This window comes from Mesorhizobium sp. M1307 (assembly GCF_040318155.1).
GTDB lineage: Bacteria > Pseudomonadota > Alphaproteobacteria > Rhizobiales > Rhizobiaceae > Mesorhizobium.
In genome coordinates this window covers 40,096-61,963 of sequence record NZ_JAMYLR010000032.1, presented here as the reverse complement: position 1 = coordinate 61,963, position 21,868 = coordinate 40,096, and the positions used below count along the sequence as shown (strand labels likewise).

Sequence of the window (21,868 nt, the reverse complement as noted above, 5' to 3'; positions counted from 1 at the left end):
GAAAGCTCATCATCCTCGCAAACGCACTACTCAGGGACAATCGGACCTGGACACCATCTCTCCCTTGACCAACACGGATACTCTATTTGCCGGCCTTCTCTTCCTTGCCGGTCTTGTCCTCGAGCGAATGGCGCAGGATCAACGGCATTTGGCTTAACGTGAAGACAAGGGTAATGGGAATCGTGCCCCAGACCTTGAAATAAAGCCAGGCTTCCTCAGAAAAGTTGCGCCACACGACCTCGTTCAGCGCAGCCAGAAAAAGGAAGAAGAGCCCCCATCGGAAAGTGAGCTTGCGCCAGCCTTCGGCGTCGAGATTGAAGGCGGAATCAAAGACATAGCCCAACAGCGATCTGCCAAACGCCAACCCGCCAAGCAACGTGATGCCGAACAGGCTGTTGATGATTGTCGGCTTCATGAAAGCGAAGGTCTTGTCCTGCAGCCACAGCGCCAGCGCGCCAAACACAAACACCACGATGGCCGAGACAAGCGGCATGATCGGCCAGCTGCGCGTCAAAATCCACGAAACGCTGAGCGACAGTGCCGTCGCCACCATAAAGAACGCCGTGGCAATCAGGATAGGCTCGCCGATATGGCCGAGGATCGGAAACTTCCCGACAAGCCACGCACCGCGGATGGTGGTGAAAAAGAACACCAGGCCAGGCCCGAGTTCGAGCAGGAATTTCAGGCCGGGGTTCAATGCCTTGCGGCGCGGATCGGACAGGTCGCGTTCGAGGATGGGTGGGCTCATAAGGTCCTTCTTACGCATGATTCAATCCAAAAAGCCTGCAACTTTTTGGGATCATGCTCGTCAAGCCACGCCAGCGATCGCCCTGGCGAATTCGCTTGCGGAAAAGGGTTCGAGGTCGTCGACCTGTTCGCCGACGCCGATGAAATAGACCGGCAATTTATGCTTTGCCGCGATCGCCACCAGAATACCGCCGCGCGCCGTGCCGTCCAGCTTGGTCATCACCAGGCCGTTGACGCCGGCGACATTGCGGAAGATCTCGACCTGGTTGAGCGCGTTCTGGCCGGTGGTGGCATCGACCGTCTGCAGCACGGTGTGCGGCGCTTCCGGATCGAGCTTGCCCAGTACGCGGACGATCTTTTCTAGTTCCGCCATTAGTTCGGTCTTGTTCTGCAGCCGCCCGGCGGTGTCGATGATCAGCACGTCGGAGCCGGCCTCCTTCGCGCGCTCGAAGGCGTCGTAGGCGAGGCCTGCGGCATCGGCGCCGAGCTTCGAGGCAATGACCGGCGAGTTGGTGCGCTCGCCCCAGATTTTCAGCTGCTCGATCGCGGCGGCGCGGAAAGTGTCGCCGGCGGCGAGCATCACCGAGAGGCCGCCATCGGTGAGCTTCGCCGCCAGCTTGCCGATGGTCGTGGTCTTGCCGGTGCCGTTGACACCGACGACCAGGATGACATGCGGCTTGTGGCTGAGATCGAGTTCCAGCGGCATGGCGACGTGGGTCAGCACCTTCTCCACCTCGGCCGCCATGATGGCCCGGACTTCGGTGTCGGAGACGTCCTTGCCGTAGCGGCTGGCGGAGAGCGCGTCGGTAACGCGCAAAGCCGTCTCCATGCCGAGATCGGCGCGGATCAGCACATCCTCCAGGTCCTGCAGCGTGTCCTCGTCAAGTTTCCGCTTGGTGAAGACGCCGGCGATGTTGCCCGACAACTCCTTGGAAGAGCGGGCAAGCCCGTCTCGCATGCGCTGGAACCAGGAGCGCCTCGGCGCCGGTTCGGGTGCCTTCTGCGGCTCGGCTTTCTGCTCGACCTTCTTGGTTACGGTGACTTTGCCGGGGGCGGGCTTTGGCTCCGGCGCTGGTTGCGGAACGGCTTCTGGCTCGGGCTTTACCTCCCCCTCGATGGGAGGGTGGGGCGCCGGCACGACCTCCGGTTCGGGCGCGATCTCGGTCAAGATCGGTTTCGTCTCGGCCGGCGCTGGCTGGCGGATCGGGGGCGGTATTTCGGCGGGCGAGACTTCGCGCGCTGGCGCTGCTGAGGGAGCCTCGGTGGGCACTACCGGCATTTCGACGGGTGCAGGTTCTGGCTGGGAGGGGACGATTTCTGGCTGCTGCGGCTCGGCCCGAATCTCCTCCGGTTCCTCAGCAGGCGTTTCCGGCTCGGGTGGAATGGTCGGCGGCGGCTCAGGCTTCTGCGATTCCGGCGCCGGTTGGGGTGCCGGAGGCAACTCTGGTTCGACTGGCGGTGGAGGTACGGCTTCGACTTCGGGTCGCGACTCGTCGCGTTTCAAAAACTCCGGGACGGCCTGCTCGGCGGCCGGTTTCAGCGCCTCCAGTTCGTCCCATTTGATCGGCGGCAGCGGTGCGGTCTCGTCGGGCCGCTCCTCGACGACTTCCTTCTTGCCGAACGAAAATATCTTCTTGAAAAAACCAGCCATGTCTTGCGCTCTCAGGCGGCGCGGGCGGCAAGCGGCGCGGCGATCAGTCGGATACCGTCATGGCCGGCGATATCAGCCTCGACGATGTCGCCCGGAGCGCCGGCAGAGACCGCGGCCAGCGTAAACCCTTCGGTGCGGCCAAGGCCGTCACGCTCGACCAGGATCGACTGATGCGTTCCAGCGAGCGAGGCAAGATGGCGGCGATAGGCGGCCTCGCCGGCGGCGCGCAGGCGTGCCGCGCGTTGCTTGACGACGTCGCGGCGGAGCTGCGGCATGCGAGCGGCGGGCGTGCCCTGGCGCGGCGAAAACGGGAAGACGTGGAGATGCGTCAGGCCGCATTCCTCGACGATCTCCAGCGAGTTTTCGAACATGGCGTTCGTCTCGGTCGGGAAGCCGGCGATGATGTCGGCGCCGAAAACAATGCCGGGGCGCAGTTTGCGCACATCCTCGCAAAAGCGGATCGACTGGTCGCGGCTGTGCCGGCGCTTCATCCGCTTCAGGATCATGTCGTCACCCGATTGCAGCGACAGATGCAGATGCGGCATCAGCCTCGGCTCGGTGGCGATGGCGTCCAGCAGATCGTCGTCGGCTTCGATCGAGTCGATGGAGGAAAGCCGCAGGCGTTTCACGTCTGGCACCTGCTTCAGGATGGTCTTGACCAATTTGCCGAGCTTCGGTGCGCCCGGCAGATCGGCGCCAAAACTGGTCATGTCGACGCCCGTCAGCACGATCTCGGCATAACCATTGCCGACGAGTCGCTTGATCTGCTCGACCACGGCGCCCATCGGCACCGAGCGCGAATTGCCGCGACCGTAGGGAATGATGCAGAAGGTACAGCGGTGGTCGCAGCCGTTCTGCACCTGGACAAAAGCGCGCGCCCGGCCCTCGATGGCGTCGACCATGTGGGCGGCCGTCTCGCGCACCGAAAAGATATCGTTGACGCGCGCCTTCTCAGTGTCGTTGACGCCGAAATCCGGCAGCGCGCGATAGGAATGCGCCTTCAGCTTTTCCTCATTGCCGAGGACGAGATCGACCTCGTCCATGGCGACGAAATCCTGCGGGCCGGTCTGCGCGGCGCAGCCGGTAATGATGATGCGGGCAGCCGGGTTCTCACGGCGGGCTTTTCTGATCGACTGCTTGGCCTGGCGTACAGCCTCGCCGGTGACGGCGCAGGTGTTGAAGATGATGGCACCGCCTTCGAGCCCGCCGAGGCCCGCACTTTCGGCTTCACGCCGAATCACCTCGGATTCATAGGTGTTCAGCCGGCAGCCGAAGGTAACGACCTCGATACCCTTGTTGCCAAGAGGAGCCATCAGGCGGCGCTTTCGGTGTCGCGCGCCCACGCCCCGGTCGACGGATCGAAGCTGCCGGAAAATTCCCATTCGGCGGCACCGGTCAGGATGACGTGGTCGTCGTCGCGCCACAAAACATGCAGCGAGCCGCCGCCGGGCGTCATCAGCGTGACGCTGCGGCCGGTGCGCCGGGTGCGGGCCGCGGCGACCACAGCGGCGCAAGCAGCCGAGCCGCAGGCCTTGGTCAGGCCGGCGCCGCGCTCCCAGGTGCGGATGACGATGGTCTGCGGCGAGGTCACCTGCGCGATGGTGATGTTCGCGCGCTCGGGGAAGATCGGGTGATTTTCGAGCAGCGGGCCGAAGCGCTCGAGCTCGTACGACCAGACGTCGCGGTCGACCCAGAAGATGGCGTGCGGATTGCCCATCGAAACGACCGATGGCGAATGCAGCACCGGGGCATCGATCGGGCCGATCTGCAGCTCGATCATGCGGGTGTCGCGAAACTCCTCGGCCAGCGGGATGTCCTGCCAGCCGAAGCGCGGCCTGCCCATGTCGACCGAGATCAGCCCGTCGGCATGTTCCTCGGCATTGAGGATGCCGGCGACGGTCTCGAAGGCAAATGTCTTCTGGCCGGTCTCGGCGGCGAGCGCCTGGACGACGCAGCGCATGCCGTTGCCGCAGGCCTGCGCGCTGGTGCCGTCGGAATTCAAGATGTCGATGAAAAAAGCGGTGCCCGGCGTCCGGGCGTCGTGGATCGCCATGATCTGGTCGAACCTGGTCGCCGCATCGGCATTAAGTGCGACGGCTGCCGCAGGCGTCACGCGATCGGCACGGCCACGCATATCGGCAACGATGATTTTGTTGCCGATGCCGTTCATCTTGGCGAAAGGGGCCGCGCTTGCCATCGATCGAAAGGTCTCTTGCCGGTTTGGCGCCTATATGGCGGATAGCGGCAGAAATTACCAGCGCGGCGTGATTTTCAAGTCACCGCGAAGACGCCAAGCACGATCAGCAGGAAGATGATCAGCACGATGCCGATGAGGATGCGCGCGCCGGTGGCGGCGGCTCCGGCCAGTGCCGGCATGCCGAGCAGGCTCGCCGCGGCCGCGATAATCAAAAGAATGATGATCCACCTGATCATGAGAGACACCTCGCAGCCGACAGGTTTGAACACGTACAAACGCTTCAGCGAGGCCTTGGGTTCCGCCGGCGGTGGCTGGGGCGGGTCGGAGAACCCGGCTGGGATATGCAGCTACGGATGCAATGTGTCATAGTATTGAATGATCCAAACGACATGTTAGCTGGCACATGAGCTGCGGCCGGCGGATAGGAAATTCGGGACTTGCATATTTGAGTCTCGACGGCTTGGTAAATTTCCAATGACCGAGCGTTGGGACACAATCATTATTGGTGGCGGCCAGGCGGGGCTCGCCATGAGCTACTATCTTCAACAACATGAACGTGAGCATGTTGTGTTGGAACGCGCTCGTATTGCCGAACGCTGGCGGACGGAGCGTTGGGATTCGCTCCGATTTCAATTCATCAACCAGGCAATAGAGCTTCCTGGGCTTTCTTATCAGGGCCCCGAACCAGAGGGGTTCGCCCATCACACCGCTGTCACGCGATTCATCGAGCACTATGCGGCCAAAATTGCAGCTCCGGTTCGCCAGGGTGTCGAGGTCACGAGGCTCCGGCACAGGGATACCGGCGATTATGCATTGGAGACAAACACCGGCAGCATGAGAGCCCGCAATGTCGTAGTGGCGACGGGCCCGTTCCAGCGTCCGATGGTACCGGCGGCCGCCAGGGATTTGCCTCGATCCGTTTACCAGGTTTACGCTTCGAACTACCGCAGCCCCGACGAACTTCCCCCCGGAGCGGTGCTGGTGGTGGGCAGCGGCGCATCTGGAAGCCAGATAGCCGATGAGCTCCAGCAATCCGGGCGCAATGTCTACCTTTCGGTCAGCCCCCATCGTCGGGTGCCTCGGCGCTATCGCGGCCAGGATGTTTTGTGGTGGTTCGACAAAATGGGACGTTTCGAGATCACCATCGACAGTTTCCCGGAGCAGCGGTATCCCCCCTCGACGGTCGTAACCGGTGTCAACGGCGGTTACGATATGAACGTCCGCCGTTTTGCCCGAGATGGCGGAACGGTGCTGGGACGTGTGCTCGGATGCGCCGATGGAAAACTGTTGGTGGCCGCTGATGCCTTCCAGATATTAGCTGAAGCCGACAAATCCTATGACGATTTTGTTTCCGCTGCGGAGGCGTTGGTAGAGAAACGTGAAGTCTCGGACCATATCAGCGATTGCAATGAACACTCAGTAACCCCAATCCTGGCGGAAGTCGGCGGTGCCCGGTCAATGGATATCAGCAGCGAGAACGTCAGCTCGGTTATCTGGGGGACGGGATACCTCTTCGACTACAACTGGATAAATTTGCCAATTTTCGATTCGCGCGGTGCACCCGTTCAACAGCGTGGCGTGACGGCTTTTCCTGGCCTATATTTTCTTGGCCTCCATTGGATGCATACCTTTGGCTCCGGCCTTCTCTCATATGTAGGCCGCGACGCCGCCCACATAGCCAGGTGTATGGAAGCCTTGGATTCGCCTGCGCCGTCAGGCCGGTCGCCGCGCTAGACCGCCGGCACGTCCCAGACTTCGCCCGGCCGCAAGGCGCGAAAACGTTGCCGCGGCAGGCCGGCAGCATCGAGCGCTTCGCCGAGCTTTCTGGGCGGCTCGTCGATCGGCTCGTTGGTGAGCCGGAACGTGCCCCAGTGACAGCCGGCGGCATAGGCGGCGTTGCACAAAAGCATGCCTTGCACCGCCTCCTCCGGATCCTGGTGATGTGGCGCCATGAACCAGCGCGGCTCGTAGGCGCCGATCGGCAGGATGGCGAGGCGGAACCCGCCGTGCTTTTGCGCCATCAGCCGGTAATTGATGCCACCGTGGAAGCCGGTATCACCGGCGAAATAGATCTTTGCGTAGGGTGTCTCGACGACGAAACCCGCCCACAGTGCCATGCGCCGGTCGCGAGTACCGCGGGCCGACCAGTGGTGCACCGGCTCGACATAGACGGCGACGCCATCGCCGATATCGACCCGGTCGCCCCAGTCATGCGCGGAAAGCCGCATACGGGGCACGGCAGCGCCGATGATCGTGTCGTTGCCGAGCGGCGTCAGCAGCAGCGGGTCGTGTCTTGTCTTCAGGCGCTTCAGCGTGGCGAGGTCGAGGTGGTCGTAATGGTTGTGGCTGACCAGCACGAGGTCGATCGGCGGCAAATGCGAAAAGGCGATGCCCGGCGGATTGACGCGTTTCGGACCGGCGAAGGAGAGCGGCGAGACGCGTCGCGACCAGACCGGGTCGGTCAGGATGTTCAGGCCGGCTGTCTGGACGAGCAGCGAGGAATGACCGACCATGGTGAGGCGCAGCGCAGAACCATCGATGCGCTCGACCGGTCTTGCCGGTGGAAACGGGCTCGGATCCGCCGCCGGCCATTTCGAGCGCTCGCGGCTCAATTGCCATTTCAACAGATCGGCAAAGCGACCCGGCGGCCGTCCGTTGGGATTGAAGAACAAGGTGCCGTCGAAATGATCGCTGGGCGGCCCGCTGTAATAGCGGTTGGCGGCTCTCTTTCTCGCGGCCAAGAAATCGGCTCCCTGCAGTTTGCTGATCCCAAGAGATAATGCCGGAGCCGGCCCGCACAAGCATTTGAGGTGAACGCCAAGGATTTGGCGCCAGCGCGCCGTCTCGAATCAACCGGAGGTGTCGGCCAAACGGCCAAGGCGTAACGCAATTCAGGTAATGTGCATTTTGCGACAAATTTGCAACATTACCGGTGCAAACCGTATTTTAACCATATCGGGTTGAAATTTCGCCACCTTCGCCATCTTGGTGAGGGGGACATTGCGCGGACGGCACCCCCAGCCCGATCCGACGGAGGTTGAAGAATGAAATTTTCGAAAACCGGCCTGCTGGCCGTATCGCTGGCCGTGCTCGTTGCGAGCGGCTGTTCAACCTCACGGTTCACATCAATGGACGAGCAGCAGCCGGCGCCCCTGGAACCTGCGCCCGCCGGCAAGGTGACCGCAAACCAGCTGCCGCCACCGGCGACACCCGGCCCGGCCGATCCGTCGAAATTTCCTACCGCGCCGCAGAACACCCAGGTCGCCTCGCTGCCGCCGGACGGGACGGCGCCGGCCGGTGCGGCCGACCTTACCGCGTCCAGCGTCGCCGGCGTGTGGAAGGCAAGCGTGTCCGGCCAGAGCTGTCAGGTGGCGACGCCGCAGACCAAATTCGGTTCGGGCTACCGCGCCGGACCGCTGCATTGCCCGGCGCCGCTCGACGGCATCAAATCCTGGAACGTCGCCGGCAAACAGCTGACGCTCTTTGACGAGAATGGCGGCACGCTGGCACGACTCTATTCTTCGGGCGGCGAGAAATTCGACGGCCAGACTTCCAACGGCCTGCCGATCTCGCTTACAAGGTAAGTGAACGGCCCCCCATTGTTACGCAATTCCGGACAGAAAACCGCTACACACTTTTCTTGGAATTGCTCTGGAACGACGTGACCAATGCATCTGCGTGACGGCCTCCAGACCCATGCGACCGTCAAGCAGCGCTATGACCATCTGGTCGAGACGGGCGCCATCGGGCGCGATCCGGCGCAGGAGCGGATCGCCGCTGCGCTCGACCGGCTGATCGAAGAGATATCGGCAAAGCGGCTGGCGCAGAAATCAAGCGCGCTGGGGTGGTTGTTCGCCCGCAAGCGCGAGGTGCACGAGGCGGTCAAGGGCCTTTATATCCATGGCGGCGTCGGCCGCGGCAAGACCATGCTGATGGACATGTTCTTCGAGCTGCTGCCGGTGCGGCGCAAGCGCCGGGTGCATTTCAACGACTTCATGGCCGACGTGCAGGACCGCATCCAGAAGCACCGGCAGGCTCGCAAGAACGGCACGGCCAAGGAGGACGACCCGATCCCGCCGGTGGCGCGCGCGCTGGCCGAGGAAGCCTGGGTGCTATGCTTCGACGAGTTCTCCGTCACCGACATCGCCGATGCGATGATCCTGTCAAGGTTGTTTTCGGCGTTGTTTGCCAATGGCGTGGTGCTGGTTGCCACTTCCAATGTCGCGCCGCAGGATCTCTACCGCGACGGCCTGAACCGTCAGTTGTTTTTGCCGTTTGTCGCTATCCTGGAGCGCCACGCGCAGGTGCTGGCGCTTGACGCCGACAAGGATTACCGCCTCGACAAGCTCAGCCGCATGCCGGTCTACGTCACCCCGGCCGATGCCGCCGCCGACCATGCGCTCGACGACGCGTGGGCGGTGATGACGCATGGCAGGCCGACGGCCGAGACGATGCTGACGGTGAAGGGCCGGCACGTCGTAGTGCCGCGTGCTGCCGGCGAGGCGGCGCGTTTTTCCTTCGCCGATCTCTGCGAGAGGCCGCTCGGCGCCCGCGACTATCTTGCCATTGCCAGCCGTTTCTTGACCATCTTCATCGACCATGTGCCGGTGCTCGGCGAAGGCAAGCGCAACGAAGCCAAGCGCTTCATCCTGCTGGTCGATACGCTCTACGATCATCATGTACGGCTGGTGATGAGCGCCGCGGCACCGCCGGCGCAGCTCTATACGGCCAAGCGCGGCAACGAAGTCTTCGAGTTCGAGCGCACCGCATCGCGGCTGATCGAGATGCAGAGCCACGACTGGCTGGAGGACTGGGCGGAGAGGCAGGGGGCGCAGGGATCATCGACCGAGGCACGGCAGGCTCAGGCGTGAGGGATAGTACAGAAGGGGCCGCTGCCGCCGGCGCCTATAACCGATAAACATACATGACGAACCCCTCCGCCGGCCCATGCGGCTCTTTTCGCGACTCGTAAAGTGCGCGAGCAGCAACATTGTCCGGCTCGGTGCCGACCCACGCCTCCTCACAGCCATGCTCGCGACCGAGTGCGAACATGGCGCCGAGCATCCTCGTCGCAATGCCCTGGCGTTGAAAGGCCGGCGCCACGCCGACCTCGTCTATGTAGAGTTCGCTCACCTTGTCCGGGTGGCGGTGGATGACGGCTGCGCATTGGCCAACGACGATGCCGTCGGCGAGGGCCACGACCATGAAATGACAGGGCTCCGCGAGATAGGCGGAGAGCCGATCCGGCCTGACCGGCTCGTCGAAGACTTCGCCGGCAACCCGCATCACAAGGGCGTCATCGTCAGGAAACAGCCTTCTGATTTCCAGTGCCATTGTGTAGAATTCCTCTAGCCGGCTTCAGAATTTTGACGTTTACGTAATTCCCATTGTTTCTAACCGATTGAAATTACTCACTCCAAAATAATCGTTTGAATTTTTGTGCGGCCGGGGCTATTGCGTGCGGCGAATTTCGCGGTTCCGCAGCATTCCGGCCTCTTCCTCCGACGCCGTCATCAAATCGTCAAGGATTTGGGCGCCGTCATAGTCAAAGGGAAAATATCCTGACATGGCACGCAACAAGATAGCGCTCATCGGCTCGGGCATGATCGGCGGCACCCTCGCCCACATGGTCGGCCTCAAGGATCTCGGCGACGTCGTGCTGTTCGATATCGCCGAAGGCATCCCGCAAGGCAAGGGGCTGGACATCGCGCAGTCGTCGCCGGTCGATGGGTTCGACTCCAGGCTGACCGGCGTCAACGACTATGCCGGCATCGAGGGCGCCGATGTCTGCATCGTCACCGCCGGCGTGCCGCGCAAGCCCGGCATGAGCCGCGACGATCTTCTAGGCATCAATCTGAAGGTGATGGAGCAGGTCGGCGCCGGCCTCAAGAAATACGCGCCGAAAGCCTTCGTCATCTGCATCACCAATCCGCTCGACGCCATGGTCTGGGCGCTGCAGAAGTTTTCCGGCCTGCCCAAGAGCCATGTCGTCGGCATGGCCGGTGTGCTCGACAGTTCGCGCTTCCGCTATTTCCTTGCCGAGGAATTCAAGGTGTCGGTCGAGGACGTCACCGCCTTCGTGCTCGGCGGCCACGGCGATTCCATGGTGCCGATGATCCGCTATTCGACGGTTGCGGGCATTCCGCTGCCCGATCTCATCAAGATGGGCTGGACCTCGAAGGAAAAGCTCGACCAGATCGTGCAGCGTACCCGCGATGGCGGCGCCGAGATCGTCGGCCTGCTCAAGACCGGCTCGGCCTATTATGCGCCGGCCGCCTCGGCGATCTCGATGGCGGAAGCCTATCTCAAGGACAAGAAGCGGGTGCTGCCTTGTGCTGCGCATCTCTCCGGCCAGTATGGCGTGAAGAACACGTATGTCGGCGTTCCCGTGGTGATCGGCGCCGGCGGCGTCGAGCGGATCATCGAGATCGAGCTCGCGAAGAGTGAGCAGAAGATGTTCGACAGTTCGGTCGCGGCGGTGCAGGGCCTGTGCGACGCCTGCGTCAAGATCGCTCCGCATCTCGCGGCCAAGTAAGCCGGTAACCAAGCCCGCCAAGCAAGCTGGAGACATAGCGCATGAACATCCATGAGTATCAGGGCAAGGCGCTGCTGAAAGGCTTTGGCGCACCCGTGGCCGAGGGCGTGCCGGTGTTCAAGGCGAGCGAGGCGGAAGCTGCCGCCAAGGCGCTGCCCGGCCCGCTCTATGTGGTCAAGAGCCAGATCCATGCCGGCGGCCGCGGCAAGGGCAAGTTCAAGGAGTTCGGGCCCGATGCCAAGGGCGGCGTCAGGCTGGCGAAGTCGGTGGCCGAGGTCGTCGCCAACGCCAAGGAGATGCTCGGCCATACGCTGGTCACCAAGCAGACCGGCCCGGCCGGCAAGCAGGTCAACCGGCTCTATATCGAGGACGGCGCCGACATCGAGCGCGAGCTCTATCTGTCGATCCTGGTCGACCGCTCGGTCGGGCGCGTCGCCTTCGTCGTCTCGACCGAGGGCGGCATGGACATCGAGGCGGTCGCCCACGACACGCCGGAAAAGATCATCACCGTAGCCATCGACCCGGAAAAGGGCGTGACGGCCGACGATATGAAGAAGCTCAACGCCGCACTGAGACTCGACGGTGACGCCGCCAAGGATGGCGCCACGCTGTTCCCTATCCTCTACAAGGCCTTTGTCGAGAAGGACATGAGCCTGCTCGAGGTCAACCCGCTGATCGTCATGAGGAGCGGCCGGCTGCGCGTTCTCGACGCCAAAGTGTCGTTCGACAACAATGCGCTGTTTCGCCACCCCGACGTGCTCGAATTGCGCGACACCACCGAAGAGGACGAGAAGGAGATCGAGGCGTCGAAATACGACCTCGCCTATGTCGCGCTCGACGGCAATATCGGCTGCATGGTCAACGGCGCCGGCCTCGCCATGGCAACGATGGACATCATCAAGCTTTACGGCGCCGAGCCGGCCAACTTCCTCGATGTCGGCGGCGGCGCGTCGAAAGAAAAGGTGACGGCGGCGTTCAAGATCATCACCAAGGATCCGGCGGTCAAAGGCATTCTGATCAACATCTTCGGCGGCATCATGAAATGCGACATCATCGCCGAGGGCGTGATCGCCGCGGTCAAGGAGGTCGGCCTGCAAGTGCCGCTGGTTGTGCGGCTGGAAGGCACCAACGCCGAACTCGGCAAGAAGATCATCAACGACAGCGGGCTAAACGTGGTGTCGGCCGATGACCTCGATGACGCAGCCAAGAAGATTGTCGCGGCCGTGAAGGGCTGAGCATTTGGAAAACGCTCCGTTTGCCCATCCAATATGGTCAATATTTATGATTGCCATGGGTATCGGCGGACTGTGGGCCTTTCTCGAGCGGAGAAAGATGTCGGAAAAGATGCGCCGCCACACCTCGTTCAGAATTGTTCTTCCAAGATCGCTTGACCTTGGGGTGCATCTTGGCGTGAGCGTCATGCTCTTCTTGGTGGGCCTCCTATTGCTGTTTCGGATTATCCAGTGAGAACAGAGCGAGTCAGAGGTCGATAGGCGATGCCTCCGCACAAGATAAACCTCGTCGAGGCGGCGGATCAGAAGATCAACAAGGTCTTCGATCCGCATATCGCCGGCGACGTGAACGACAGCCAGGTCAAGATCGCCAAGTTCGGCGACGTCTTCGACTGGCACGCGCATGACAATGAAGACGAAGCATTCCTGGTGCTGCGCGGGCGCATCGCCATCGATTTCCGCGACGGCACGGTGGAGCTTTCCAGCGGCGAGTTCATCGTTGTGCCGCGCGCCGTCGAGCACCGTCCGCGTTCGCTGAGCGAGGAACCTGTCGTGCTCATGTTCGAGCCAGCTACGACGCTCAACACCGGCAATGCCAAGAGCGACCTCACCGTTGCCGATCTAAAGCGGCTCTGACCATGAACGCTGCGCCCTTCTCCTCACTCTCGGCCGATCACCAGCGCCTGCAGGCGCTGGTCGGAGCGTGGCGCGGCGAGGAAGAGGTGTCGGCCACGAAATGGGCCGATGGCGGAACAGCGAGTTCGGAAATACTGGCAGAGGCACAGTTCGGCGGCCTGTTCGTAGTGCAGCGCTATCGCCAGCGCCGCGACGGCACGGTTTCGTTCGGCGCGTACAGCGTGTTCGGCTTCGACCAGCAAAACAAAATCGTCACCATGCACCAGTTCGATTCGATGGGTTTCGTGCCGACGTCGCCGGCCAAGGGCAGCTGGAACGGCACGGAGCTGGTTCTGGAGCGGTCGTCGCAGCGCGGCTCCGCGCGTGTGACTTATATTTTCGACAATGCCGATGCCTTCCGCATGCGACTGCATTTCAAACCTGCCGGCGGCGATGGCTGGCAAGACATGGTGAGCGGCGTCTACCGGCGCGTCTCGCCTTCCTCGATCAACGGTTTTTAGAAAAGGGCTCCGATGTCCATTCTCGTCGACAAGAACACCAAGGTGCTGGTGCAGGGCCTGACCGGCAAGACCGGCACGTTCCACACTGAACAGGCGCTGGCCTATCACGGCACAAAGATGGTCGGCGGCATCCACCCCAAGAAGGGCGGCGAAACCTGGACCGGCGCCAAGGGCGAGGCGCTGCCGATCTTCGCCACCGTAGCCGAGGGCAAGGCCAGGACCGGCGCCAACGCTTCGGTCGTCTACGTGCCGCCGGCGGGTGCTGCGGAAGCGATCCTGGAAGCGATCGAGGCCGAGATCCCGCTGATCGTCTGCATCACCGAGGGCATACCGGTGATGGACATGATCAAGGTCAAGGCGAGGCTCGACCGCTCGACATCGCGGCTTATCGGCCCCAACTGTCCAGGCGTCCTGACCCCGGACGAATGCAAGATCGGCATCATGCCCGGCAACATCTTCCGCAAGGGCTCGGTCGGCGTTGTTTCCCGCTCGGGAACGCTTACCTATGAGGCGGTGTTCCAGACCACCAATGTCGGCCTCGGCCAGACAACCGCCGTCGGCATCGGCGGCGATCCGGTCAAAGGCACCGAGTTCATCGACGTGCTGGAGATGTTCCTCGCCGACGACGAGACCAAGTCGATCATCATGATCGGCGAGATCGGCGGCTCGGCCGAGGAAGACGCCGCGCAGTTCCTCAAGGACGAGGCAAAGAGCGGCCGCAGCAAGCCGATGGCCGGCTTCATCGCCGGGCGCACCGCGCCGGCCGGCCGCACCATGGGCCATGCGGGCGCGGTCATCTCCGGCGGCAAGGGCGGCGCGGAAGACAAGATCGCGGCGATGGAATCGGCCGGCATCAAGGTTTCGCCATCGCCGGCCCGGCTCGGCACGACGCTGGTCGAGGCGATTAAGGGTTAGGGGAGTAAGGGAGTAGGGCAGTACGGCAGTAGGGACAAGATGAGGGCATTGCCCTACTCCCGTACTGCCCTATTGCCCTACTCCCCTCCAAAACAGGAGACGGGGCAGGCGCTCCGCGGAAAAAAAATGGCAAGACAAGATCAGGCCAACGACCAGTTTTCGCTTACCTCTTTCCTCTACGGCGGCAATGCCGATTATATCGACGCGCTCTATGCCGCCTATGAGGACGATCCCGCATCGGTCGATCCCGAATGGCAGGACTTCTTCGCGGCGCTGAAGGACGACGCCGGCGACGTGCGCAGGAACGCCAAGGGCGCCTCGTGGGCCAAGCCCTCCTGGCCGATGCAGGCCAATGGCGAACTGGTCTCGGCGCTCGACGGCAATTGGGGCCTGGTCGAAAAGCACATCGAAAAGAAGGTCAAGGACAGGGCCGTCGGCAACGGCGCAGCGCTTTCCGACGCCGACGTGCATCAGGCGACGCGCGATTCCGTCCGCGCCATCATGATGATCCGCGCCTTCCGCATGCGCGGCCACCTGCACGCCAATCTCGATCCGCTTGGCATTGCCAAGCCGCTCGAGGATTATAACGAGCTGTCGCCGGAGAATTACGGCTTCACCGAAGCCGACTACGACCGGCCGATCTTCCTCGACAATGTGCTCGGGCTGGAATTCGGCACCATCCGGCAGATGCTCGACATCCTGACCCGGACCTATTGCTCGACGCTCGGTGTCGAATTCATGCATATTTCCGATCCCGAGGAGAAGGCCTGGATCCAGGCCCGCATCGAGGGCACCGACAAGGAGATCTCCTTCACCGCCGCCGGCAAGAAGGCGATCCTGCAGAAGCTTGTCGAGGCGGAAGGCTTCGAGCAATTCATCGACGTCAAGTACAAGGGCACCAAGCGCTTCGGCCTTGATGGCGGCGAGTCGCTGATCCCGGCGCTGGAGCAGATCATCAAGCGCGGCGGCCAGCTCGGCATGAAGGAGATCGTGCTCGGCATGGCGCATCGCGGCCGGCTAAACGTTCTGTCGCAGGTGATGGCCAAGCCGCACCGCGCCATTTTCCATGAGTTCAAGGGCGGCTCCGCCGCGCCCGACGAGGTCGAGGGCTCGGGCGACGTGAAGTACCATCTCGGTGCCTCGTCGGATCGCGAGTTCGACGGCAACAAGGTGCATCTGTCGCTGACCGCCAACCCGTCGCATCTGGAAATCGTCGATCCGGTCGTGATGGGCAAGGCGCGTGCCAAGCAGGATTATCTGTTCGGCCGCAGCCGCGAGGAGATCGTGCCGCTGGAAGAGCGCGCCAAGGTGCTGCCGCTGCTGTTGCATGGCGATGCCGCTTTTGCCGGCCAGGGCGTGATTGCTGAAATCCTCGGCCTGTCGGGCCTGCGCGGTCACCGCGTCGCCGGCACGCTGCATTTCATCATCAACAACCAGATCGGCTTCACCACCAACCCGCGCTTCTCGCGCTCGTCGCCTTATCCGTCGGATGTGGCCAAGATGATCGAGGCGCCGATCTTCCACGTCAACGGCGACGATCCGGAAGCGGTGGTCCATGCCACCAAGGTGGCGATCGAATTCCGCATGAAGTTCCACAAGCCGGTGGTGGTGGACATGTTCTGCTATCGCCGCTTCGGCCACAATGAGGGCGACGAGCCGGCCTTCACCCAGCCGATCATGTATCGCAAGATCCGCAACCAGAAGACGACCATGCAGATCTATGCCGACCGGCTGATCGCGGAAGGCCACATCACCCAGGCCGAGCTCGAAAAGGTGAAGGCCGATTGGCGGGCGCATCTCGAGCAGGAATTCGAGGTCGGCCAGCACTATAAGCCCAACAAGGCCGATTGGCTGGACGGCGCCTGGTCCGGCCTGCGCTCGGCCGACAACCAGGACGAACAGCGGCGCGGCAAGACTGCGGTGCCGGTCAAGACGCTGAAGGAGATCGGCAAGAAACTGACCGAGGTGCCGAAGGATTTCGAGGCGCACAGGACGATCATCCGCTTCCTCGACAACCGCCGCCAGGCGATCGAGTCGGGCGAAGGCATCGACTGGTCCACGGCCGAGGCGCTGGCCTTCGGCGCCATCCTGCTCGACGGCAATCCGATCCGGCTGTCCGGCCAGGATTCGGAGCGCGGCACCTTCTCGCAGCGCCATTCCGTACTCTACGACCAGCGCGACGAGACACGCTACATCCCGCTCAACAATCTGTCGGCGGCGCAGGCCGGTTTCGAGGTCATCAACTCGATGCTGTCGGAAGAGGCCGTGCTCGGCTTCGAATATGGCTACTCGCTGGCCGAGCCGAAGGCACTGACGCTGTGGGAAGCGCAGTTCGGCGACTTCGCCAACGGCGCCCAGGTGGTCTTCGACCAGTTCATCTCGTCGGGCGAGCGCAAATGGCTCAGAATGTCGGGCCTCGTCTGCCTGCTGCCGCATGGCTACGAAGGCCAGGGCCCCGAGCATTCGTCGGCCCGGCTCGAGCGCTTCCTTCAGCTTTGCGCCGAAGACAATATGCAGGTCGCCAACGTCACGACGCCGGCCAACTATTTCCACATACTGCGCCGGCAGTTGAAGCGGGACTTCCGCAAGCCGCTGATCCTGATGACGCCGAAGTCGCTGCTGCGCCATAAGCGGGCGGTATCGACGCTGCCGGAGATGTCGGGCGAAAGCGCCTTTCACCGGCTGTTGTGGGACGATGCCCAGCTGCTGTCGGGCCAGGCCATCAAGCTCACCAAGGATTCGAAGATCCGCCGTGTCGTGCTCTGTTCGGGCAAGGTCTATTACGACCTCTACGAGGAGCGCGAGAAGCGCGGCATCAACGACATCTATTTGCTGCGCGTCGAGCAGCTCTATCCGTTCCCGGCCAAGGCGCTGATCACCGAACTGTCGCGCTTCCGCAATGCCGAGATGGTGTGGTGCCAGGAGGAGCCCAAGAACATGGGCGCCTGGTCGTTCATCGATCCGTATCTCGAATGGGTGCTGGCGCATATCGACGCCAAGCATCAGCAGGTGCGCTATACCGCCCGGCCGGCCGCCGCCTCGCCGGCGACCGGATTGATGTCGAAGCATCTCGCCCAGCTTGCCGCCTTGCTCGACGACGCGCTTGGTGAATAGAACAGAACCGAAAGAAACGGACAGGCACAATGGCAACCGAAATCCGCGTCCCGACACTTGGTGAATCCGTCACCGAGGCAACCATCGGCAAATGGTTCAAGAAGGTCGGCGACGCGATCGCCGCCGATGAGCCGTTGGTTGAGCTCGAAACCGACAAGGTGACGGTGGAAGTGCCGGCCGCCGCCGCGGGCACGCTCGCCGAGATCGCCGTCAAGGAAGGCGAGACGGTCGGCGTCGGCGCACTGCTCGGCACGATTTCGGCAGGCGCCGGCGCGGCAGCCAATGCCGCCGCTCCGGCAACGAAGCAGGAGGCGGTGTCGCAGGCCTCGGCTCCGACTGCGGCCTCGAGCGTCAAGCAGGCCGCTGCCGAGACGGCCAAGATCGCCGGCGACGCCGGCGCAATCGAGACGCGCACCATGCCGCCGGCGCCGTCGGCGGCAAAGCTGCTGGCCGAGCACAATCTCGCAGTCGACCAGGTGTCGGGCTCGGGCAAGCGCGGCCAGGTGCTGAAAGGCGACGTGCTCGACCTGATCGCCAGGGGCGCGCCGTCGCAGCCGGCCGAAATGCCGAAGGCAGCGCCTGTACCGGCACCCGTTGCCGCGCGCGCGCCGTCCCCGGCCGACGATGCGTCGCGCGAGGAGCGCGTGCGCATGACCAAGCTGCGCCAGACCATCGCGCGCCGCCTCAAGGAAGCGCAATCGACCGCCGCCATGCTGACCACCTTCAACGAGGTCGACATGAGCGCGGTGATGGCGCTGAGGGGCAAATACAAGGACGTGTTCGAGAAGAAGCACGGCGTGAAGCTCGGCTTCATGGGCTTCTTCACCAAGGCCGTCACCCATGCGCTGAAGGAGATCCCGTCGGTCAATGCCGAGATCGATGGCACCGACATCATCTTCAAGAACTACGCTCATATCGGCGTTGCCGTCGGTACAGAGAAAGGCCTTGTCGTGCCGGTTGTGCGCAATGCCGACCAGATGTCGATCGCCGAAATCGAGAAGGACATCGGCAGGCTGGGGCTTGCGGCGCGCGACGGCAAGCTGTCGGTTGCGGATATGCAAGGCGGCACGTTTACGATTTCCAACGGTGGCGTTTACGGGTCGCTGATGTCGACGCCGATTCTCAACGCGCCGCAGTCGGGCATTTTGGGTATGCACAAGATTCAGGAGCGGCCGATGGTGGTCGGCGGCCAGATCGTCATCCGGCCGATGATGTATCTGGCGCTGTCCTACGACCACCGCATCGTCGACGGCAAGGAAGCGGTGACCTTCCTGGTCCGCGTCAAGGAAAGCCTGGAGGATCCTGAGCGGCTGGTGCTCGACCTCTAGGGGCAGCCGACGTGAGCCGGAGCATGGATCTGCGCCGCCGGATGAGTTCGTCTCGTTTCCGGTCCGGTTTGTTTGTCACAATCTGCGCACTCGGCGTGCAGACGGTCTCCGCCGCCCATGCCGCCTGCCCGCTCGAGCTCGCCGTCTATGGCGATCCTGAAAACGCCGCCGAGATCGATTTCAGGCCGACCGGCGAGTCGGCCGCCGTCACCAACAGCTTCAAGATGGTGCTCGACAAGGGCGTCGTGCTCGACGGCATCGTCATGTGGACGGAGGGCGTGGCGCGGCCGCATGGCTCGCTGATGTACAAATGCCCGGCCGGCGACGTCACCGGCGACGAACTCGCCGCCTGCACTGTGTGGGAGGGCGTCATCTACACTGCCGACGACCAGGGCAATATCGCGTTGCTGCCGGGCGAAGGAAAGGATGCGCCGAAGAAGCTGATCCTGCCCGATCTGGGAGCGTCGCTGCAGATGTCGGCGGCCTATGGCGCCAACGGCTTTTCCAAGGTGCCCTGGGACGTCTTTGCCCTGAAGGGATGTCAGGAATGAGCGCGAGCGGAAAAATCCTGCTGGTGACCGGCGGCAGCCGCGGCATCGGCGCCGCTACATGCAGGCTTGCCGCCAAGGCCGGCTATCGCATTGCGGTCAATTACGCGTCGAATGCAAAAGCCGCCGAAGCGGTGGTCGCCGACGTCGATGCCGCTGGCGGAGAAGCCTTCGCCGTCAAGGCCGATGTCGGCAGCGAGACGGACGTATTGGCCATGTTCGAGGCTGTCGATGGCCGTTTCGGTCGACTCGACGCGCTCGTCAACAATGCCGGCGTGGTCGACCAGAGCGCGCGCGTCGACGAGCTTAGCGCTGCAAGGCTGGAGCGCATGATGCGCATCAATGTGATCGCGCCGATGCTTTGCGCCCGCGAGGCGGTGAAGCGGATGTCGACCAGGCATGGCGGCAAGGGTGGCGCCATCGTCAATGTTTCTTCGATCGCGGCAAGGCTTGGCGGGCCGGGTCAATATGTCGACTACGCCGCCTCGAAGGGCGCGGTCGATTCCTTCACCATCGGGCTTGCCCGCGAAGTGGCCGGTGAAGGCATTCGTGTCAACGCGGTCAGCCCGGGCATCATCGACACCGAAATTCATGCCTCCGGCGGGCAGCCGGATCGCGTCGAGAGAATGCGCAAGGTGGTGCCCATGCAGCGCGTCGGCACCGCCGAGGAGGTCGCAGCCGCAATTCTCTGGCTGCTGTCGGACGAGGCGTCCTACACAACAGGCGCCAATCTGGAAATCGGCGGCGGCCGCTAAAGCAAAAGGGACAGTATCATGGCCTATGACGTCGTTATCATCGGATCGGGACCAGGCGGCTACGTCTGCGCCATCAAGGCGGCGCAGCTCGGTCTGAAGACGGCGGTAGTCGAAAAGAACCCGACCTTCGGCGGTACCTGCCTCAACATCGGCTGCATCCCGTCAAAGGCGCTGCTGCATGCGTCCGAGATATTTGCCGAGGCCGGCCATTCCTTCGAGGCGCTCGGCGTCGAGATCGGCGCGCCCAAGCTCAATCTTGGGAAGATGATGGCACACAAAGATGCGACGGTGACGGCCAATGTCAATGGCGTCGCCTTCCTGTTCAAGAAGAACAAGATCGACAGTTTTCGTGGCACCGGCAAGGTGGTTGCGGCCGGCAAGGTGTCGGTGACCTCCGATGACGGCAAGGTCGAGGAGATCGAGACCAAGAACATCGTCATCGCCACAGGCTCCGACGTCGCCGGCATTCCCGGCGTCGAGGTCGATTTCGATGAGAAGGTGATCGTCTCGTCGACCGGCGCGCTGTCGCTGGACAAGGTGCCGGGCCATCTGGTGGTGGTCGGCGGTGGTGTCATCGGTCTGGAGCTCGGCTCGGTCTGGGCGCGGCTCGGCGCCAAAGTCACCGTGGTCGAGTTCCTCGACACCATCCTGGGCGGCATGGATGGCGAGGTCTCCAAGCAGTTCCAGCGCCTGCTGTCGAAGCAGGGCTTTGAGTTCAGGCTGGGCGCCAAGGTGACTGGCGTCGCCAAGGCCAAGAAGGGGGCGACGGTTACCTTCGAGCCGGTCAAGGGCGGAGCAGCCGAGACGATCGAGGCGGACGCGGTGCTGATTGCGACGGGACGACGGGCCTATTCGGACGCTCTCGGGCTGAAGGAGACCGGCGTCGACGTCGATGAGCGCGGCCGGGTCAAGACCGACGGCCATCTCAGGACCAACGTGCATGGCATCTATGCCATCGGCGATGTCATCGCCGGGCCGATGCTTGCACACAAGGCTGAGGACGAGGGCGTGGCGGTGGCCGAAACCATCGCCGGCCAGGCCGGTCATGTGAACTATGACGTGATTCCGAGCGTCGTCTACACCACGCCGGAAATCGCCTCGATCGGCAAGACCGAAGAAGAATTGAAAAAGGCCGGCGTCGACTACAAGGCCGGAAAATTCCCGTTCAGCGCCAATGGCCGCGCGCGCGCCATGCTGCACACCGACGGCTTTGTGAAAATCCTGGCCGACAAGGCCAGCGACCGTGTGCTCGGCGTCCACATCGTCGGCTTCGGCGCCGGCGAGATGATCCACGAGGCGGCCGTGCTGATGGAATTTGGCGGCTCGTCGGAAGACCTAGCCCGCACCTGTCACGCCCATCCGACGATGTCGGAAGCGGTAAAGGAGGCGGCATTGGCGACGTTCTTCAAGCCGATCCATATCTGAGCGGTTGAATCGCAGGCGACGGTGGCGATTGGCGAAAGCGGGCTGGTAGCCAATCTCCCCCCAAGTGGGGGAGATGTCCGGCAGGACAGAGAGGGGCGCGAAGGATCACCACAGACGGCTTCCATTCTGAACCGCAGATGGATTCCAGGGTCTCCGCGATGTCGCTTCGCTCCTGCTCCGCGCTGGATGACGAAGATGAAGTTAGCCCATGGCTAATCGCAGCTCAGACCATCGACTGCTGCTCCCCAAAAAAACGGCCCGCCTTTCAGCGGACCGTTCATATAT

At 62.9% G+C, this 21,868-nt stretch carries 20 protein-coding genes; 13 read left to right on the top strand and 7 right to left on the bottom strand.

Going from position 1 to position 21,868, the window contains the following annotated elements:
• Nucleotides 1-82 precede the first annotated feature (82 nt).
• From NKH16_RS26005 to NKH16_RS25985, 5 genes are all read right to left on the bottom strand, one after another.
• Nucleotides 83-748 (bottom strand): septation protein A, encoded by a 666-nt coding sequence (locus tag NKH16_RS26005; protein ID WP_023679806.1) that lies wholly within the window; start codon nucleotides 746-748, stop codon nucleotides 83-85.
• Nucleotides 749-808: 60 nt separating this feature from the next.
• Complete coding sequence (ftsY, locus tag NKH16_RS26000; RefSeq protein ID WP_352902538.1) at nucleotides 809-2,398, bottom strand: signal recognition particle-docking protein FtsY; 1,590 nt, start codon at nucleotides 2,396-2,398, stop codon at nucleotides 809-811.
• A gap of 11 nt (nucleotides 2,399-2,409) precedes the next feature.
• Entirely contained in the window at nucleotides 2,410-3,711 is a 1,302-nt protein-coding gene (mtaB, locus tag NKH16_RS25995; protein ID WP_352749563.1) for a tRNA (N(6)-L-threonylcarbamoyladenosine(37)-C(2))-methylthiotransferase MtaB, read from the bottom strand.
• Nucleotides 3,711-4,595, bottom strand: a complete 885-nt coding sequence (gene dapF, locus NKH16_RS25990) for a diaminopimelate epimerase (RefSeq protein WP_352749566.1) — start codon at nucleotides 4,593-4,595, stop codon at nucleotides 3,711-3,713. Before dapF ends, mtaB begins: the two co-directional genes overlap by 1 nt.
• Nucleotides 4,596-4,669: 74 nt before the next feature.
• Nucleotides 4,670-4,831: a DUF1328 family protein gene (locus tag NKH16_RS25985; RefSeq protein ID WP_031195454.1), complete on the bottom strand. Its 162-nt coding sequence runs from the start codon at nucleotides 4,829-4,831 to the stop codon at nucleotides 4,670-4,672.
• A 238-nt stretch (nucleotides 4,832-5,069) separates the two neighbouring features.
• On the opposite strand from NKH16_RS25985, the gene NKH16_RS25980 reads away from it, so the two are divergent.
• Nucleotides 5,070-6,329, top strand: a complete 1,260-nt coding sequence (locus NKH16_RS25980; protein ID WP_352902535.1) for a flavin-containing monooxygenase — start codon at nucleotides 5,070-5,072, stop codon at nucleotides 6,327-6,329.
• On the opposite strand, the gene NKH16_RS25975 is transcribed toward NKH16_RS25980, so the two are convergent.
• The gene (locus tag NKH16_RS25975; RefSeq protein ID WP_352749571.1) at nucleotides 6,326-7,336 is read right to left on the bottom strand and encodes an MBL fold metallo-hydrolase; all 1,011 of its coding nucleotides are present in this window, start codon (nucleotides 7,334-7,336) and stop codon (nucleotides 6,326-6,328) included. The genes NKH16_RS25980 and NKH16_RS25975 overlap by 4 nt on opposite strands.
• Nucleotides 7,337-7,639: 303 nt before the next feature.
• Between NKH16_RS25975 and NKH16_RS25970 the strand changes: the two genes are divergently transcribed.
• Complete coding sequence (locus NKH16_RS25970; protein WP_352749573.1) at nucleotides 7,640-8,179, top strand: protease inhibitor Inh/omp19 family protein; 540 nt, start codon at nucleotides 7,640-7,642, stop codon at nucleotides 8,177-8,179.
• Nucleotides 8,180-8,263: 84 nt separating this feature from the next.
• The gene (zapE, locus tag NKH16_RS25965; protein WP_352749576.1) at nucleotides 8,264-9,466 is read left to right on the top strand and encodes a cell division protein ZapE; all 1,203 of its coding nucleotides are present in this window, start codon (nucleotides 8,264-8,266) and stop codon (nucleotides 9,464-9,466) included.
• A 34-nt stretch (nucleotides 9,467-9,500) separates the two neighbouring features.
• On the opposite strand, the gene NKH16_RS25960 is transcribed toward zapE, so the two are convergent.
• On the bottom strand, nucleotides 9,501-9,929 hold the full coding sequence (locus tag NKH16_RS25960; protein WP_352749579.1) for a GNAT family N-acetyltransferase: 429 nt from the start codon (nucleotides 9,927-9,929) through the stop codon (nucleotides 9,501-9,503).
• Nucleotides 9,930-10,161: 232 nt separating this feature from the next.
• Between NKH16_RS25960 and mdh the strand changes: the two genes are divergently transcribed.
• The 10 genes from mdh to lpdA all read left to right on the top strand — a co-directional run bounded on the left by mdh (nucleotide 10,162) and on the right by lpdA (nucleotide 21,583).
• Complete coding sequence (gene mdh / locus NKH16_RS25955; protein WP_352749582.1) at nucleotides 10,162-11,130, top strand: malate dehydrogenase; 969 nt, start codon at nucleotides 10,162-10,164, stop codon at nucleotides 11,128-11,130.
• A 41-nt stretch (nucleotides 11,131-11,171) separates the two neighbouring features.
• Nucleotides 11,172-12,365 (top strand): ADP-forming succinate--CoA ligase subunit beta, encoded by a 1,194-nt coding sequence (sucC, locus tag NKH16_RS25950; protein ID WP_352749585.1) that lies wholly within the window; start codon nucleotides 11,172-11,174, stop codon nucleotides 12,363-12,365.
• Nucleotides 12,366-12,626: 261 nt separating this feature from the next.
• Complete coding sequence (locus tag NKH16_RS25945) at nucleotides 12,627-12,998, top strand: cupin domain-containing protein (protein WP_352749588.1); 372 nt, start codon at nucleotides 12,627-12,629, stop codon at nucleotides 12,996-12,998.
• Between the two features lie 2 nt (nucleotides 12,999-13,000).
• Entirely contained in the window at nucleotides 13,001-13,498 is a 498-nt protein-coding gene (locus NKH16_RS25940; RefSeq protein ID WP_352822575.1) for a DUF1579 family protein, read from the top strand.
• A 12-nt stretch (nucleotides 13,499-13,510) separates the two neighbouring features.
• Nucleotides 13,511-14,413 (top strand): succinate--CoA ligase subunit alpha, encoded by a 903-nt coding sequence (gene sucD, locus NKH16_RS25935; protein WP_352749594.1) that lies wholly within the window; start codon nucleotides 13,511-13,513, stop codon nucleotides 14,411-14,413.
• Between the two features lie 126 nt (nucleotides 14,414-14,539).
• Entirely contained in the window at nucleotides 14,540-17,527 is a 2,988-nt protein-coding gene (locus NKH16_RS25930) for a 2-oxoglutarate dehydrogenase E1 component (RefSeq protein ID WP_352902528.1), read from the top strand.
• Between the two features lie 29 nt (nucleotides 17,528-17,556).
• A complete protein-coding gene (gene odhB, locus NKH16_RS25925; protein WP_352450170.1) occupies nucleotides 17,557-18,855 on the top strand; it encodes a 2-oxoglutarate dehydrogenase complex dihydrolipoyllysine-residue succinyltransferase in 1,299 nt (432 codons plus the stop codon).
• A 23-nt stretch (nucleotides 18,856-18,878) separates the two neighbouring features.
• The gene (locus NKH16_RS25920; RefSeq protein ID WP_352450169.1) at nucleotides 18,879-19,406 is read left to right on the top strand and encodes a hypothetical protein; all 528 of its coding nucleotides are present in this window, start codon (nucleotides 18,879-18,881) and stop codon (nucleotides 19,404-19,406) included.
• Nucleotides 19,403-20,158 (top strand): SDR family oxidoreductase, encoded by a 756-nt coding sequence (locus NKH16_RS25915; protein WP_352450168.1) that lies wholly within the window; start codon nucleotides 19,403-19,405, stop codon nucleotides 20,156-20,158. Before NKH16_RS25920 ends, NKH16_RS25915 begins: the two co-directional genes overlap by 4 nt.
• A gap of 18 nt (nucleotides 20,159-20,176) precedes the next feature.
• Nucleotides 20,177-21,583, top strand: coding sequence for a dihydrolipoyl dehydrogenase (gene lpdA, locus NKH16_RS25910; protein ID WP_352748411.1), 1,407 nt, complete (start codon nucleotides 20,177-20,179; stop codon nucleotides 21,581-21,583).
• The last annotated feature ends 285 nt before the right edge of the window (nucleotides 21,584-21,868 follow it).

Excerpts from the sequence above, each read along its gene's own strand:
- NKH16_RS26005 (WP_023679806.1), bottom strand. The coding sequence starts at position 748 with ATGAGCCCACCCATCCTCGAACGCGACCTGTCCGATCCGCGCCGCAAG.
- ftsY (WP_352902538.1), bottom strand. The coding sequence starts at position 2,398 with ATGGCTGGTTTTTTCAAGAAGATATTTTCGTTCGGCAAGAAGGAAGTC.
- mtaB (WP_352749563.1), bottom strand. The coding sequence starts at position 3,711 with ATGGCTCCTCTTGGCAACAAGGGTATCGAGGTCGTTACCTTCGGCTGC.
- dapF (WP_352749566.1), bottom strand. The coding sequence starts at position 4,595 with ATGGCAAGCGCGGCCCCTTTCGCCAAGATGAACGGCATCGGCAACAAA.
- NKH16_RS25985 (WP_031195454.1), bottom strand. The coding sequence starts at position 4,831 with ATGATCAGGTGGATCATCATTCTTTTGATTATCGCGGCCGCGGCGAGC.
- NKH16_RS25980 (WP_352902535.1), top strand. The coding sequence starts at position 5,070 with ATGACCGAGCGTTGGGACACAATCATTATTGGTGGCGGCCAGGCGGGG.
- NKH16_RS25970 (WP_352749573.1), top strand. The coding sequence starts at position 7,640 with ATGAAATTTTCGAAAACCGGCCTGCTGGCCGTATCGCTGGCCGTGCTC.
- zapE (WP_352749576.1), top strand. The coding sequence starts at position 8,264 with ATGCATCTGCGTGACGGCCTCCAGACCCATGCGACCGTCAAGCAGCGC.
- NKH16_RS25960 (WP_352749579.1), bottom strand. The coding sequence starts at position 9,929 with ATGGCACTGGAAATCAGAAGGCTGTTTCCTGACGATGACGCCCTTGTG.
- mdh (WP_352749582.1), top strand. The coding sequence starts at position 10,162 with ATGGCACGCAACAAGATAGCGCTCATCGGCTCGGGCATGATCGGCGGC.
- sucC (WP_352749585.1), top strand. The coding sequence starts at position 11,172 with ATGAACATCCATGAGTATCAGGGCAAGGCGCTGCTGAAAGGCTTTGGC.
- NKH16_RS25945 (WP_352749588.1), top strand. The coding sequence starts at position 12,627 with ATGCCTCCGCACAAGATAAACCTCGTCGAGGCGGCGGATCAGAAGATC.
- NKH16_RS25940 (WP_352822575.1), top strand. The coding sequence starts at position 13,001 with ATGAACGCTGCGCCCTTCTCCTCACTCTCGGCCGATCACCAGCGCCTG.
- sucD (WP_352749594.1), top strand. The coding sequence starts at position 13,511 with ATGTCCATTCTCGTCGACAAGAACACCAAGGTGCTGGTGCAGGGCCTG.
- NKH16_RS25930 (WP_352902528.1), top strand. The coding sequence starts at position 14,540 with ATGGCAAGACAAGATCAGGCCAACGACCAGTTTTCGCTTACCTCTTTC.
- odhB (WP_352450170.1), top strand. The coding sequence starts at position 17,557 with ATGGCAACCGAAATCCGCGTCCCGACACTTGGTGAATCCGTCACCGAG.
- NKH16_RS25920 (WP_352450169.1), top strand. The coding sequence starts at position 18,879 with ATGGATCTGCGCCGCCGGATGAGTTCGTCTCGTTTCCGGTCCGGTTTG.
- NKH16_RS25915 (WP_352450168.1), top strand. The coding sequence starts at position 19,403 with ATGAGCGCGAGCGGAAAAATCCTGCTGGTGACCGGCGGCAGCCGCGGC.
- lpdA (WP_352748411.1), top strand. The coding sequence starts at position 20,177 with ATGGCCTATGACGTCGTTATCATCGGATCGGGACCAGGCGGCTACGTC.